This is a genomic window from Prosthecobacter sp. (assembly GCF_044236155.1).
GTDB lineage: Bacteria > Verrucomicrobiota > Verrucomicrobiia > Verrucomicrobiales > Verrucomicrobiaceae > Prosthecobacter.
The window spans coordinates 47,498-60,826 of record NZ_JBIIHA010000018.1 but is presented as its reverse complement, the minus strand read 5'-3'; the positions used below and the strand labels follow the sequence as shown (position 1 = coordinate 60,826).

At 61.2% G+C, this 13,329-nt stretch carries 13 protein-coding genes; 4 read left to right on the top strand and 9 right to left on the bottom strand.

The features are described 5' to 3' along the window. Positions 1 to 57 precede the first annotated feature (57 nt). The 3 genes from ACILSE_RS15560 to ACILSE_RS15550 form a co-directional block, all read right to left on the bottom strand. Positions 58 to 2,277: an ATP-binding protein gene (locus ACILSE_RS15560; protein ID WP_395718333.1), complete on the bottom strand. Its 2,220-nt coding sequence runs from the start codon at positions 2,275 to 2,277 to the stop codon at positions 58 to 60. Positions 2,278 to 2,295: 18 nt separating this feature from the next. Beyond that, positions 2,296 to 3,486 (bottom strand): FIST signal transduction protein, encoded by a 1,191-nt coding sequence (locus ACILSE_RS15555; RefSeq protein WP_395718332.1) that lies wholly within the window; start codon positions 3,484 to 3,486, stop codon positions 2,296 to 2,298. Between the two features lie 156 nt (positions 3,487 to 3,642). Beyond that, positions 3,643 to 5,022 (bottom strand): DUF1501 domain-containing protein, encoded by a 1,380-nt coding sequence (locus tag ACILSE_RS15550; RefSeq protein WP_395718331.1) that lies wholly within the window; start codon positions 5,020 to 5,022, stop codon positions 3,643 to 3,645. Positions 5,023 to 5,203: 181 nt separating this feature from the next. On the opposite strand from ACILSE_RS15550, the gene ACILSE_RS15545 reads away from it, so the two are divergent. Together ACILSE_RS15545 and ACILSE_RS15540 are read left to right on the top strand one after the other, a co-directional pair. Continuing rightward, positions 5,204 to 5,752, top strand: a complete 549-nt coding sequence (locus ACILSE_RS15545; protein WP_395718330.1) for a hypothetical protein — start codon at positions 5,204 to 5,206, stop codon at positions 5,750 to 5,752. 120 nt (positions 5,753 to 5,872) lie between these two features. Continuing rightward, positions 5,873 to 7,090 carry a redoxin domain-containing protein gene (locus tag ACILSE_RS15540; protein ID WP_395718329.1) on the top strand — a complete coding sequence of 406 codons (1,218 nt, stop codon included), beginning with the start codon at positions 5,873 to 5,875 and terminating at the stop codon, positions 7,088 to 7,090. A 15-nt stretch (positions 7,091 to 7,105) separates the two neighbouring features. On the opposite strand, the gene ACILSE_RS15535 is transcribed toward ACILSE_RS15540, so the two are convergent. The 3 genes from ACILSE_RS15535 to ACILSE_RS15525 are packed head-to-tail and all read right to left on the bottom strand — an operon-like array spanning position 7,106 to position 9,335. Further along, the gene (locus tag ACILSE_RS15535; RefSeq protein ID WP_395718328.1) at positions 7,106 to 7,630 is read right to left on the bottom strand and encodes an RDD family protein; all 525 of its coding nucleotides are present in this window, start codon (positions 7,628 to 7,630) and stop codon (positions 7,106 to 7,108) included. 38 nt (positions 7,631 to 7,668) lie between these two features. After that, positions 7,669 to 8,682: a murein hydrolase activator EnvC family protein gene (locus ACILSE_RS15530; RefSeq protein WP_395718327.1), complete on the bottom strand. Its 1,014-nt coding sequence runs from the start codon at positions 8,680 to 8,682 to the stop codon at positions 7,669 to 7,671. Next, positions 8,679 to 9,335, bottom strand: a complete 657-nt coding sequence (locus ACILSE_RS15525) for a hypothetical protein (RefSeq protein WP_395718326.1) — start codon at positions 9,333 to 9,335, stop codon at positions 8,679 to 8,681. The genes ACILSE_RS15530 and ACILSE_RS15525 overlap by 4 nt, the downstream gene beginning before the upstream one ends. Before the next feature lie 124 nt (positions 9,336 to 9,459). Between ACILSE_RS15525 and pyrR the strand changes: the two genes are divergently transcribed. Together pyrR and ACILSE_RS15515 are read left to right on the top strand one after the other, a co-directional pair. Beyond that, positions 9,460 to 10,011 (top strand): bifunctional pyr operon transcriptional regulator/uracil phosphoribosyltransferase PyrR, encoded by a 552-nt coding sequence (gene pyrR / locus ACILSE_RS15520; RefSeq protein ID WP_395718325.1) that lies wholly within the window; start codon positions 9,460 to 9,462, stop codon positions 10,009 to 10,011. Next, complete coding sequence (locus tag ACILSE_RS15515) at positions 10,008 to 10,934, top strand: aspartate carbamoyltransferase catalytic subunit (RefSeq protein WP_395718324.1); 927 nt, start codon at positions 10,008 to 10,010, stop codon at positions 10,932 to 10,934. Before pyrR ends, ACILSE_RS15515 begins: the two co-directional genes overlap by 4 nt. 35 nt (positions 10,935 to 10,969) lie before the next feature. Here the strand turns inward: ACILSE_RS15515 and ACILSE_RS15510 are convergent, their stop codons facing one another. The 3 genes from ACILSE_RS15510 to ACILSE_RS15500 are packed head-to-tail and all read right to left on the bottom strand — an operon-like array spanning position 10,970 to position 13,327. After that, positions 10,970 to 11,827: a hypothetical protein gene (locus tag ACILSE_RS15510; RefSeq protein WP_395718323.1), complete on the bottom strand. Its 858-nt coding sequence runs from the start codon at positions 11,825 to 11,827 to the stop codon at positions 10,970 to 10,972. Beyond that, positions 11,824 to 12,354 carry a hypothetical protein gene (locus ACILSE_RS15505; RefSeq protein WP_395718322.1) on the bottom strand — a complete coding sequence of 177 codons (531 nt, stop codon included), beginning with the start codon at positions 12,352 to 12,354 and terminating at the stop codon, positions 11,824 to 11,826. Before ACILSE_RS15505 ends, ACILSE_RS15510 begins: the two co-directional genes overlap by 4 nt. 25 nt (positions 12,355 to 12,379) lie before the next feature. Then, positions 12,380 to 13,327, bottom strand: coding sequence for a substrate-binding domain-containing protein (locus ACILSE_RS15500; RefSeq protein ID WP_395718321.1), 948 nt, complete (start codon positions 13,325 to 13,327; stop codon positions 12,380 to 12,382). Positions 13,328 to 13,329: the final 2 nt, after the last annotated feature.

Genomic DNA, 13,329 nt, shown 5'->3' with positions numbered 1-13,329 from the left:
TCGATTCTAAATGGACGATGCCGCCGTGTTTTGAGGCTATCCCGCCCCGTTTGCGATCTAGGTTTGGCGGAGGTAGTGCGCGATCTTGGCGAGAAGCGATGGCTTCTGGACCGGTTTGCTGAGGTGATCGCTCATGCCAGCAGCATAGCACTCGCCGATGAACCCGGTTTCGACGTTGGCTGTGAGCGCAATAACGGGAACTCGGCCACGCCTGCCCTGCAGCTTTCGAATTTGCCGTGTGGCCTCGTAACCGTCCATGCCAGGCATCTGGCAATCCATGAGGATGGCGTCGTAGCGCCCCTTTTTGACCTTGCTGACGGCCTCCTCGCCATCGCAAGCGAGATCCACTTTTAATCCAGTCGGCTCCATCATCAGCTTCGCCACCATGCGGCTCGTCTGACTGTCATCCACGACCAGAATTCGTCCCGTGAGCCGTTCGGGAATGGCAGCGGGCAGGTTGTTCTCCAATAAAGGCGCTGATGTGCTGGGGCTCGCAAGGGGCAATGCCAATGTGAAGCGGAATTCAGAACCGACACCTTTCTCACTGGTCACCGAGATGTCACCGCCCATGAGCCGGACAAGTGACTGCGAGATGGCCAGACCCAGGCCGGTGCCAGCGTGCATGCGAACGTTTTGATGGGAGTCGCCTTGATTGAACGGTTCAAACAAATGCTCCAAGGCCTGTGGCGAAATCCCGACACCCGTATCCTTGATGCGGAAGGTAAATGAATGCCGGTTGATGGTGCCGCGGCCCTTTTCGACAGCAAGCCGCACGCTGCCGCGGTCGGTGAACTTGATGGCATTGCCGATGAGGTTGATCAGCACCTGGCGGAGCCGTCCTTCATCGCCGAGAACCACGCATTCTCGTTGCTCCTTCATCTGGCATTCGAGCAGGATGTCCTTGGCCTCGGCGCGATGGCGCATGAGCTGGATGACGTTTTGCAAGAACGCTTGGAGGTCAAAGGTCTCACGTTTGATCTCCACCCTGCCCGCCTCGACCTTGGAAAGGTCAAGTATGTCGCCGATGATGTCGAGGAGGGCCGTGGCGGATTGCTCAGCGATCGTAACGAGGGAGGACTGGGCCGGAGTGAGCGAGGTGTCTCGCATCAACTGCAGCATGCCGATCACACCATTCATCGGCGTGCGGATCTCTTGGCTCATGCTGGCCACGAAGATGCTTTTGGCACGGCTTGCGGATTCTGCCTGCTGACGTGCCTGGCGCTGGAGCTCTTCTGCCTCACGCAGGCGTTCTTCGAGGGCCTTTTGTCGCGAGATGTCGAGATGCGTGCCGACAAAACGCCGGCCCCGACCCTTTTCGTCCCGGAGAGCACGACCACGGGCCATGATCCAAACGTAATGACCATCCTTGTGGCGAAGGCGGTGCAGATTCTCGTAAATCTCCGTCATGCCTGCGATGTGATCTCCCACGAGTTGCAAACTGCGATCGAGATCCTCTGGATGCACACGGGACTGCCAGGCCTCCGGGCTGTTGATGATCTCGTCATCACGATACCCCAACATGGCTTTCCACTCGGGAGAAAGCACGACAGTGTTGGTATCCACATACCAGTCCCAGAAACCGATTTCACTGCCTTTGACAGCGAGGGTGAGCCGTTCCTCCGACTCATGCAGATCAATCATCTGGCGCTGGATGATCGCGGCGCTGGCACGGTTCGCATACAAAGCGGCCACCTGCGCAGTGAAGACTCGGAATGATTGCGCTTCACTCTCATGCAGAATCTCATGAAAATCAGCCGCAGCCTCCGTGATGCCGGTGAGCAGCAGGGCGAGCGGTTTCCCGTCTGGATGCCTGCAGCACCCGGCGAGCATGTGCGAGAAATCCAGACCTGCCTGCTGAAACTCGGCGCTGTCAGCAGCAAAGAAGCAGGCCTTGCCCTGCTGGACCGTGATGCGCGATGAGAGCCATGAACGAATGCTCGCAAAGGACTCATGGCCGGCGCGGAAACCCGAGGAGGCCGCAGGCTGCGGCAACAGGCGGCCCTGCGCGTCAAAGAGCCAGAACAAGCCCACTTCGAGCTCGAACACATCGAGGAGCGCGTCCGCCACCATGATGGCAAAGGCTTCATCCGATGCTGCCTGAAGCGCCCGGGTGCTGAAGGCGTGAATGCGGCCGAAACGCCCGAGCTCGCAGTCGAGGCGGTTCCGCGTGTCGATGAGCTCCTGCTCGACCACCGAGAAACGCGTCACGCGGCGCTGGAGCTCGTCGTAGCGTTGCTTCAGTACCTCAAAGGCGGGCGTTTCTTCCTTGTCAGTCATCGTCTGGATGAGGTCCGCTCAGCGGCGGTAGATGGCATAGATGGCCGTGGTGTAGTTATGGTAGGTGTTGGCGCCGCCAAGCCGTGCGAACTCGCCAAAGCCATACATGCCCAGCCATGGGGGCACGACACTGTCACTGCTCAGCGGGAACTGCATCCGCCCCACCAGCTCCTCTTTCATCACGCGGTTGAACAGGTAACGGCCTCGCGCGAGGCAGTCCGCGTGGAAAACGGCCACCGGCCTGCGCCCGCCCGCCCGCGCCACCATCGCCGCCATCATGCGGTCCATGTCGGCGAAGATGCGCTCCTCATCACGCACGGTGAGCCAGAGCCGCGTTCCTTCGCGAATCGTCGTGGCGTAGTGCATGGCGCCATCGGCATCCCGCTTCGTCACCACACGCAGGAGGTGCGGGTTGCCATACTCCTCGGCCAGCGCGGTGGGAAGTTCTTCGGCCAGGGCTCCCACCGGGATCGAGTCGCCACAAGTCGCTTTTTCGGGGTCGAGTCCTAGGCGGCTGGTGTACTCGTGCCACGCCGGGCGGCCATTCAATTCGACGATGCGCGTTCCCTCGGCCCGCGTGACCACCATCGGCTCGCCGACAGCGAGAAAGCCGTGCGTGGCTTGGGTGTCCACCTCCAACGATGGATCGGCAAATCCCACCGCCCACGCGCCATGCTCCATAACCTGATCATCGACGATCTGGTAGCTGATCACACCGCGCATGTTGTCCGAGGAGGTCGCGCCGAAGATCGTCACTTCGGGTCCAAAGACGGACTCGATACCCGCGATGGCACTGTCATTGGCGATATCGATCCCCGATGCTAGGAAATGAATCATCGTGATGCCGGGCTGCTGAGCCTTGAGCTGCCGCGCCAGCTCCGCCGCCTTTTCGAACGCATTGTGGCCGTAGATGCCGTCTACATGGGCGACGGCCAGCTCGGGGCCGCGCACCGCCATCAGCGCCACATCCTTCATGGATTCGCTCACGCCTTCACTGCCGACGATCCCGCAGCACGAAGCTCCCACCACCCGCACACCGGGAATCTGCTGCATCACTTCATCCGCAAGAGCTTCGTAATCATGCCCGATCGAGGCATGGAACATGACGAGGTCGCATTTTTTGTCGGTTCCGAGCGCGGCTTCGAGGCATTCCTGGATGGCATGCCTTGAATTGACCATGCGCGTGCTGGCGGAAAAGAATTCGAGCATCGACAGAAAGATTTGAGGGTTGGATAGGCAGGATGGCGAGGCGTGACGACACGCTCACCATTGGGTTAACCTAAATCTCCACAGCCCCGCAAACTCCCACTGAGTTGGGTTAACCCAAAGTTATCTGCACCTCTCGTCCCTCAAAGCTGGGTCAAATCACGCAAACAGCTCCTTAATCGCTTGGGTGCCGAAATCGACGACGGGATACGGCCTTCCTTGCGGCCCCGGCAGCTCGGTGTGGAGATCGACGCCGAGGGCTTGGTAGATGGTGGCGACGATTTCTTTCGGGGCGACGGGGCGCTCGGTGGGGTAGCCGCCGATGTCGTCGGATTTGCCGATGACTTCGCCGCCTTTGACGCCGCCGCCGGCGAAATTCACGGTCCAGCAGTTCGGCCAATGGTCGCGGCCGCCAGCGGGATTGATTTTTGGCGTGCGGCCGAATTCGGCGAGGCAGGTGACCATGGTATCGTCGAGCATACCGCGCTGGAAAAGGTCCTCAATGAGGGCGCTGTAGCCCTGGTCATACATCGGGGCGACGATGTCGCGCATCCCCTCGATGCTGGTGAAGGGCTTGGAGCCGTGGATGTCCCAGGTGATCTCGCCAAACACGGTGATGAAGGTGTTCACGGTGACGAAGCGCACGCCACGCTCGACGAGGCGACGGGCGAGCAGGCAGCTCTGGCCAAAGCGGTTCAAACCGTAGCGCTCACGCACTTTGAGCGGCTCTTTGGTGAGGTCGAAGGCCTCGCGGGCCTGCGTGCTGGTCATGATGCGGTAGGCGGACTCGAAATTCGAGTCCATGAGCTTCGCCTGCTCGCTGTATTCGAAATTCCGCACGCTGCTGTCCACCAGCTCGCGGAGCTGCTTGCGGCGTTCGAGGCGCACTTCGCTGATTTCCTTCGGCGGGAGCAGATCGGGCACTTTGAAGTCCTTCTCGGACGGATTCGCGTTCAGGACGAAGGGGTCATACGCCTTGCCGAGGAAGCCCGCGTCCTGACCGTGCGGCATGTTGCCACCCGTGGGGCCCATCGACTCCGGGAGAATGATGTGGGCCGGCAGATCGCTGCGGCGGCCTTGGAGGAACTCCAAAGCACTGCCGACGTGCGGGGTATTCACGCCACCGGTGAAAAGACGGCCCGTTTGCATCATCTGGTGCCCGGTGTCATGCACCGCAGCGGCGGTGTGATAGCAGGAGCGCACGAGACTGAATTTGTCCGCGATCTTCGCGTGCATCGGTAGGATCTCGGAGATCTCGAAAGCATTGCTCTTTGTGCGGATCGGCTTGAACGGGCCGCGAATCTCGCTCGGCGCATCCGGCTTCATGTCCCAGAGATCCTGCTGGCTCGGCGCACCGAGGTTGAAGATCATGATGCAGGCCTTGTTGCTCTTTTTCGGGTCCACACGGCCCTCAGCCTTCAATTTGGCAAAACTCGGCAGCGTGAGCCCGATGGCACTCAAAGTACCCGCGGAGAGGAAATCGCGGCGTGAAACGCCATCGCAGGTGGTGACGGCAGCTTTGTCGGTGAAGGTGAACATGGGGCGCGTTGGGGTGTTGAAGTTGTCTGAACATACGCTCCTCCGGCTGGAAACTGAATGGATGATGCCACTTTGCCGTTGGCCGTTTCCGGCGATACAAAATAGTCTGATCGCAACGTTCCCCAAAGAAAGGGTTGTTCAGCGATGCAGAGTCCATGCTAGTTTCACCACATATCCTCCCATGAAAATCATCTTCGCCGTCCTCCTGCTTGTTTCATCCGCAGCTCTGCATGCACAGACAGCCCCTGGCCAGAACACCACCGGGCAAGGTGGTCAGCAGCAGGACCAGGGTGACACCCCCACCCGTGACGGACTGTGGGACGGGCGGATGACCGGCGGGAACTACATCGTGCGCTGCAACTCGATCATCGCGTTGTCGAAACATGAATACATCTCGGATGGCGTGGCACGCGTGGTGGAGGTGAATTTGACGCTGAACTCCGCTCAGGTGGTGCGCTTCTACTTCCTGGAGCCTTACAAACCGGAAACGGGCAGCAGCACGCTGGCCGCAGGCACGGCGGCGCTGGAGCGAGCGAAGGGCATGTTCGAGCAGGCGGCAGGCCGTGTCTCGCCCGAACTGACGACGCCGAAAGTGGTGAAAAATTACCCGGCCTCCACGCATGCGCACACCGTGGAGTTTGTGATCAAGGAGGAGGCGCGGCTGAACTCGCTGTTCCAGAGCCTGGAGCGCGGTTTTCGCAGCGGTCAGGGGCGGGTTTGGAAAGAATAGGATAAGCCAGGAAGGCGGACTTCTTCCCACACAGAGCATTCTTGGACGTGAAGCCGGATCATGCGCGATCCGGCGGTGCAAGTGCTCGCTTTCGTCGGCGTTCATGATTTGATCCGCGCCATGAAACCATTGTTCCTGCTGCTCTTCGCCCTCCTGCCCGTGCTGCTGGCTGCTGAAACGTCCGCGAAGCCGAAAAAATCGCCGCCTTCTCAGCCCGAGGGCTTTCATGAGCTGAAAATCGGCGACGCCGCGCCTGACTTCGATTTGATCGGCATCGACGAAGAGAAGCACGCGCTCAAAGACTATGCAGATGCCGAGCTTCTGATGATCGCTTTTCTTAGCAACCACTGCCCGACCTCGCAGGCGGTGGAAGGTCGCATCAAGAAGCTGGTGAAGGAATTCAAAGGCAAGGGCCTCAAGCTGGTGGCGATCAATCCGAACGATCCTGCCGCCCTACGGCCCGACGAACTCGGCTATTCGAAGTACAACGACAGCTTTCCGGAGATGAAGCGGCACGCCGAGGAGCAGAAGTTCAATTTTGACTACCTCTACGACGGCGACACGCAGAAAACCGCGCTCGCCTACGGCTGTCTGGCCACGCCGCATGTTTTCCTCTTCGACAAGGAGCGCAAGCTTCGTTACCAGGGCCGTCTCGACGACTCACGCTACGCCGACGAAACCACGGTGACGGCTCCGGACGCCCGCAACGCCATCGTGGCCTTGCTGGAGGGCAAGCCTGTGACTGTCGCCGAGACAAAACCGCACGGCTGCTCCACGAAGTGGATCGACAAGCGCGGCGCGATCGCTGCCGACAACGAAAAGTGGGAAAAAGGCGAAGTGGAGGTCGAGTTGATCGACGCGAAGGGCGTCGCCGCGCTGCGGAAGAACGACACGAAGAAAGTCCGCCTCTTCAATGTGTGGGCGACGTGGTGCGGGCCGTGCGTGAAGGAGTTCCCCGAACTCGTCGCCACCTCGCGAAAATTCGGCCTGCGCGATTTTGAGCTGATCACGATCAGCATGGACGATCCGAAGGAGCTGACGGCGGTGAAGGACTTCCTCGAAAAGCACAACGCCATCGTGCCGGACAAGCTGAAGCCTTCGCTCAAGGCCGAGGGCCGCCAGGGCAACGCCTACCTCTTCAACGAGGCCAGCAGCGACGCTTTGATCCAGGCGCTCGACACCGAATGGCCCGGCCCGATCCCGCACACGCTCGTTGTTGCCCCCGGCGGCGAGGTCATCTTCCGCCACAACGGCGAGATCGACGGTGACGAGGTGCGCGCAAAGATTCTGGAGCACCTGGGCAGGTTCTATGTGCCGGAACCGGAAGCAAAGCCGTGAAAGGTCGCGCAGGCTTCACGCGCCGATCAACTGCGAGCGCAGATCAACCACTTTCGTGCCGGCGACATCATCGTGCAGGGTGAGCCGGCTGGAGCGGAAGATGCTGAAGCAGTCGGCCAGCGCGACGAGCATGCCGACGACGGGGACCAGCACCACGACCTGAATCGGCAGCATGCGCCAGAGGATGTTGTGCTTCCGGTCACAGGGACTGCCATCTTTGCGCACGACCTTGATCTTGAGCACGCGTTTGCCGATGGTCTGTCCGTCGGCCAGTGGCGCCCAGTTGATCAGCGCCCAGATGCCAAGACTGACCGCGCTCCATAGAATGCTCTCCAAGTTGAAGAGGGAGGCGTTTTGCATGCGGCCGAAGGAGCCGGCCAGCCACTCCAAGGGCAGCACCGCCAGCATGAGCAGGATGGTGTCCAAGAACGATGCGAGCAGGCGGTGCCAGCGGCTGGCTGGCGGCAGTTCACTTCCGGCGACAGAAGCAGGGATGACATTGGCCTGCGGCGGCGCGTAGGGATTGAAGGGTTCGCTCATAAGATCCGAGTCTGAGTGCGGACACAGGTTTTGCACACTCAAAACCAGCCGCATACGAGCCTCACGAAGCGCAGGCCTTCGGTTGTGAGTTTCCCCGTGCTGCCGCTGCCGGTCACACAACCACGGGTCTGCGTGTAGTGCGGGATGCCCGCGTCCCTCACCCATGTCACCACAGGCTGTGAGACAGGCGTGTTCGATGTCTTCACGGCGAGCGGCAGGCCCCAGCGGCTGAAGGTGACCTCCCAGGCGGCCGGTTTGCCCGCAGGACGGCTGCCATCGAGCAGCCAGGGATAGTTTTTTACGATCTCCATCTCCGCGTCACCCGGCACGGCCACGCGGTAGCCGCTCTCCGTGCCGCGCACGACGCCGGCGCCGTTGACGGCGGGATTCTTCTGCTGCGCGAGGTAAAACGCCTGCAAGTCGAGGCCGATGAGGTTCAGTCCGTTGAATGCGCCGTGATGATTGGGTGTGGCGAAGTTCGCCGCATGCCACGCGTCGAAGCGGCTGGAGAGAAACAGGTTCAACTCCACATGCACATGCGCACGGCGCTGGTCGATGCCGCTGCCGGTGTAGCCGAGAATGCCGAGCGTCGTGCCCGCTTTGACCTGCTGGCCGGGTGAGACGCGCGATTCCCGCAGATGCGCGTAGAGGGAGTAAAACGAGCCCTGGCCCCAGTCATGCCTCACGACCACGTAGCGGCCGTAGTTGCTCAGATTCGACGCCGCGGCGGAATAGGCCACGACGCCGTCGGCGATGGCGCGCACCTCATCCAGCGGGTTGCCCTGCGCGTCACGCCGCAGCGGCTTGATGTCGAGCCCCTCATGAAATCGAGCGTAGGCGATGCTTTTCCCGAAGCGGCGCGGATCACGCACAAAACCAAACTGCCCGCCTTCCCATGGCGTGGTCTTCTCGCCCTCGAAGTTCCGGTCCACGAATTGAAAAAATTCCGACGGTTGCTCGAAGAGGGCGCGGTTGTCCGTCGGCAGCACGAGCGTTTGCGCTTGGGCGGCGCAGGACGACAAAAATGCCAGTTGAAGTAGCAGGCGCTTCATCGGGTGCCGGGCATTTTGAAGCCTTCGAGCGGGATGTCCCGCGTCTTGGGCGCCGGGCGGGTGATTCCACGCTCCAGATCACGCTGCGCGGCTTTTTCGGCGGCTTCGGCCTCTTTCGCGACACGGCGGGCATTGAGCTTTTCCTTGTCCGTGGAGGGCAGCATGTCCATCCAGCGGGAGGAGGACTTCAGACGGTCGATGCGCGGGTAAAACTTGTCCAGCTCCTTGATGGTCTCGTCGGAGACACCGCGCCAGATGGTGAAACGTCCGTCGGTGATGGGCTGGTCCAGCTCCACCATGTCCACGGGCACCGCGTTGATCATCGTCAGGATGACCATGCCTTGGTTCAAGCGGGAGGCGGCCTCCAGGTAGTTCTTTCCTTTCGCGTCGAGCTGCAGGAGCAGGCCGTTGCCCTGGCCGTCGTCGGCGGGAAAGGGCTGGAAGGCCGCGATGCTGCGCTGGCTGAACTCCGGCACCTTCTTGAAGGTGATCTCCTGTCCGCCGATGGGCAGCCGCATGATCTCGGCGGGATGCTCGATGGCATTCGTCTGCACATGGCAGGTGATCAGGACCTTGTTTTCACGGAGCAGCTCGCAACCGCTCAGCAGGCCACAGGCGGCCATCATGGGCACGACGCGCAGAAGTTTTCTCATGCGCGCATCAAACCAAAGCCGCGCATGCTTTGCAACCTCCGAGGCGGAAACAGCCGGAAAACATGCGCGGCGTGAGATTTGACAAGACCGCGAATCCCCGGACTTTCCGCGCACCTTTCCCGCCATGCCGCCAAACGAACGCACTCTCCTCACGAAGGCCCAGATGGCCGAAGGGGTGAAGGCTTTGGCCCAAAGCATCTGCGCGGCGAATCCCGGCGCGGAAAACATCGGCCTCGTGGGCATTTACACCCGCGGCGTGCCTATGGCGAAGCGCATCGCCGCCGAGATCGAGAAACTCGGTGGTGTGAAGGTCTTTGTCGGCACCATCGACATCACGCAGTATCGCGACGACCTGAACACCTTCCAGATGGTGCCGAAGCTCGAAGGCTCCGACATCTCCTTCGACATCGACGGCATCACCGTTGTGCTTTGTGACGAAGTGGTCTTCACCGGCCGCAGCGTGCGTGCCGCGCTGGACGAGTTGCTGAACTTTGGCCGTCCGAAACGCGTGCAACTCGCCGCGCTCGTGGACCGCTGCGGCCGCGAACTTCCCGTGCAGCCGGATTTTTCCGCGCTGAAGGTCACGCTGGCTCCCGGCGAGCGTGTGGCCGTGCGTTTTGAGGAAGTGGACGGCCACGACTCCTGCACCGTGCAAACCCAGGCCCCAACCCGATGACTCCGCGCAAAGACCTTCTCGACATCGCATCGCTCACGGATGAGGAAATCGCGTTCGTGCTCGACAACGCCGTGCCGTTCAAGGACCTCTTCAAGCGCAGCGTGAAGAAGGTGCCCACGCTCAAAGGGCAGACGATGCTCACGTTGTTCTACGAGCCGTCAACACGCACACGCTCCAGCTTTGAAGTCGCCGCCAGCCGCCTTTCGGCCGACGTCACGCACTTTGACATCGAATCATCCAGCGTGGTGAAAGGTGAGTCCGTCCTCGACACCGTCGAGACCCTGGAGGCCATGCGTGTCGATTACATCGTCGTGCGGCACAAGCAGGCCGGCATTCCGAACCTCATCGCCAAAAACACCCGCGCCAGCGTCATCAACGCCGGCGATGGCTGGCACGCGCATCCCACCCAGGCATTGCTTGATGCCTTCACGCTGCGTGAGATTCACAAGGATCTGCGCGGCTGCCGCGCTCTCATCGTTGGCGACATTCAGCACTCCCGTGTCGCCCGCAGCACGAGCCTCATCTTCCGCCGCCTCGGCATGAACGTGGCCTACCTCGCACCGGGCTCGATGATGCCGCGTGAAGTGCCGAAGGAAATCCCGCAGTTCGGCAACTGGCGCGACGCCTTCGACTGGCGGCCGGATGTCATTTACCTCCTCCGTGTGCAGGGCGAGCGCATCGACGAGCCCTTCGTCCCCAGCTCCGCCGAATACCATCGCAACTACGGCCTCACCAACGAGCGCGTCGAGATCGTCCGCGAACGCGGCCTCCACATCATGCATCCCGGCCCCGTGAACCGTGGCGTCGAAATCACCGACGCCGGCATGAACTACGAGAAGTGTCTCATCAACCAGCAGGTCGAAAACGGAATCGCCGTGCGCATGAGCGTGCTCTACTGGCTGCGGCCGGGCGCGACAGAGTGAACCGGCCCGCTCAGACCGGCATGAGGCGCCGCCCATTATTTACCCGCCGCCTTGAAAACCGCGGGATGATCCAGCAGCACTTTTTTCAGGCGCTCCACATCTGCAAAGGTGCATTCCCCGATCCAGGCTGATTTCTCGATGACCTCACGTCCGCCGATGGTGCCTGCGATGACGAGCGCCGAGAGCATGGAGCCGAGAATGTCAGGATGCGTGCCATCGTCCGCGTAAAGTGGCATGGCGGGATGAATGTCCTCCACCAGCCGCCAGAAATCGCCCACCGGGCTGACGAGAATGTTCGCGCCCGGGCTTTTCTCCAGCACGGCCTTCACAGCGTTGGCGTTTGCGCGGCGGATGCGCCCATGCGCCTCCGCGGCAGACGCGCCGGTGGCCAGCGCCTGGGGGGATTTTTTCTTCCACAGGCTCTCCTGCATCGCCCACACCTGGAGATCGACGACCAGCACTTTCGGATTCACCTCGCGCGCCAGCGTCACCAGCTTCAACAAGCCGCCATTCATGAATTCCTGCGCCTCGGGCTCCACCGCGGCGAGGGCGGAGATCAGGCTTTGCTCCTGCACGACGACGACATCCCACGGCTTGCCATCATCAGCTCCCCGCCTCAACAGCGTCTCCCCGTTCGAATCAGCGGCATGCTGGGCCAGGTTATAATTGACCAGCAGATAACTGGCGATGTGCGGCGCGAGCATTTTTGAGGACAGCAAAATCTCGCCCACGATCGCCGGCAGGCCATTGGTCGCCATGTAGCTGTTGCCGAGAAAAAGAATACGCACATGCGGCGTCCCCGCGTCGGCGGCAGGCAGGCGCATTCCAAGCGCGGCCAGGCCTGAGATCATCAGTCTGCGCCGCAACCAGGGCGAAAACGAGGCCGGGCTCATGGCTTGCATAATTGGTCAGCGAGAGCCTCCGCCTTCTCGTTTCCCTCCTTCGCGGAGACGTGCCCGACCACGCGCGACCTGCTCTTGTCGAGCTTGATGATGACCAGCGTCTCCAGCGGTGTCTGTTTCTCGTCATCCTTGCTGGACACCATGCGGTAAATGATCGCGTAGGGCGCGAACGAGTCGCCCCGGCGGAATCCGCGCCACTGCACCACATTGTTCGCCTTTGCCGGGAACTGGCCGGGACAAGCGGCGAGCGTGTCGCCCATGAGATCGGTTTTCCTGCCGTCGTAAACGAGGTTGATCCAGCTCCGCAGGTCGCCGCCTTCATGGATCACCTGGTAGCCTCCGAGCCCGGGGCAGAGGTGCTTGAAGTGGTCGATCTCCGGCTCCTTCTCCAAGGCGGAATCTTCGAGGATTCTGACCTTTTTCGGATCGGTGGTGGTGAATTCTGATTCAGGCTTCGGCTCAGCGGCGGATGCGCTGATCACACCAAGAGCGAGCACGGCGGCGATGAAAGTCTTCATGGCAGATCAAACGTGATGAACCGGCTCATTTCAGTGAGGCATCCGCCGCGCCATCGGCTTTGCGATACAAACTCGTCGGAATGAGCATCTGCGGCGGCAGTTCCTCACCTTTCGAGTGGCGGAGGAAGGCACGCACGACTTCCACGCCCATCTTGTCAGGGAATTGAATCGGATCGGCGAAAATCTTGCCGTCTTTGATCGCCTGCTTGCCTTCCGGCTGGCCGTCGAAGCCGATGATCACGACCTTCTCAGCTTTGCCTGCCTTTTCCAAGGCACCACGTGCACCCAATGCGGAAGGATCATTGATCGCAAAAATGCCGACGAGATCCGGTTGCGCCTGCAGCATGTCCTCGGCCGCCTTGTAACCCTTGTCCTTCGCGCCGCCACCGTCGAGCTCGCTGACGATCTCGATCTTTTGTGCAACTGCCGCGTTGTGCGCGTCGATCACCTCCTTGAAGCCCTTCACGCGCAGGATGCAAGACTCGACCGCCTTCAGATCGAGCACGCCGATCTTGCCTCCCTGACCTTTGAGCGCCTCGATCATCGCTTTTCCGGCCTCCTTGCCGCCGCCGAAGTTGTCCGTGGCCACCTGCGTCACGATTTTCACGCCCGGTTCGTTGCACGGCACATCCACCGTGAACACCGGGATGCCCGCGGCGTTGGCCTCCTGGATCACCGGCACGATCGCCTTCGAATCTGCGGGACTGAGCACGATCGCCGCGGCCTTTTTCACGATGAAGTCCTTCACCTGGTTGCTCTGGCGCGCCACGTCGTTGTCCGCGCTGACGACGAGCGTGTCATAACCGCTCTTCGCCGCCTCGGCGGTGATGTTGTCGCCGATGACTTTGAAAAAAGGATTCTGCAAGGTCAGCAGCGACACGCCGATGGTGCCTTTCGACGCAGCCTTGTCGGATGTCTTGCCACAGGCGGCGATCAAAGCGGTGCAGAGGAGAAGGAAAACACGATGTTTCATCA

Bases quoted from the DNA above. Each gene is read 5' to 3' on its own strand.
- ACILSE_RS15560 (WP_395718333.1), bottom strand. From the start codon at position 2,277: ATGACTGACAAGGAAGAAACGCCCGCCTTTGAGGTACTGAAGCAACGC.
- ACILSE_RS15555 (WP_395718332.1), bottom strand. From the start codon at position 3,486: ATGCTCGAATTCTTTTCCGCCAGCACGCGCATGGTCAATTCAAGGCAT.
- ACILSE_RS15550 (WP_395718331.1), bottom strand. From the start codon at position 5,022: ATGTTCACCTTCACCGACAAAGCTGCCGTCACCACCTGCGATGGCGTT.
- ACILSE_RS15545 (WP_395718330.1), top strand. From the start codon at position 5,204: ATGAAAATCATCTTCGCCGTCCTCCTGCTTGTTTCATCCGCAGCTCTG.
- ACILSE_RS15540 (WP_395718329.1), top strand. From the start codon at position 5,873: ATGAAACCATTGTTCCTGCTGCTCTTCGCCCTCCTGCCCGTGCTGCTG.
- ACILSE_RS15535 (WP_395718328.1), bottom strand. From the start codon at position 7,630: ATGAGCGAACCCTTCAATCCCTACGCGCCGCCGCAGGCCAATGTCATC.
- ACILSE_RS15530 (WP_395718327.1), bottom strand. From the start codon at position 8,682: ATGAAGCGCCTGCTACTTCAACTGGCATTTTTGTCGTCCTGCGCCGCC.
- ACILSE_RS15525 (WP_395718326.1), bottom strand. From the start codon at position 9,335: ATGAGAAAACTTCTGCGCGTCGTGCCCATGATGGCCGCCTGTGGCCTG.
- pyrR (WP_395718325.1), top strand. From the start codon at position 9,460: ATGCCGCCAAACGAACGCACTCTCCTCACGAAGGCCCAGATGGCCGAA.
- ACILSE_RS15515 (WP_395718324.1), top strand. From the start codon at position 10,008: ATGACTCCGCGCAAAGACCTTCTCGACATCGCATCGCTCACGGATGAG.
- ACILSE_RS15510 (WP_395718323.1), bottom strand. From the start codon at position 11,827: ATGAGCCCGGCCTCGTTTTCGCCCTGGTTGCGGCGCAGACTGATGATC.
- ACILSE_RS15505 (WP_395718322.1), bottom strand. From the start codon at position 12,354: ATGAAGACTTTCATCGCCGCCGTGCTCGCTCTTGGTGTGATCAGCGCA.
- ACILSE_RS15500 (WP_395718321.1), bottom strand. From the start codon at position 13,327: ATGAAACATCGTGTTTTCCTTCTCCTCTGCACCGCTTTGATCGCCGCC.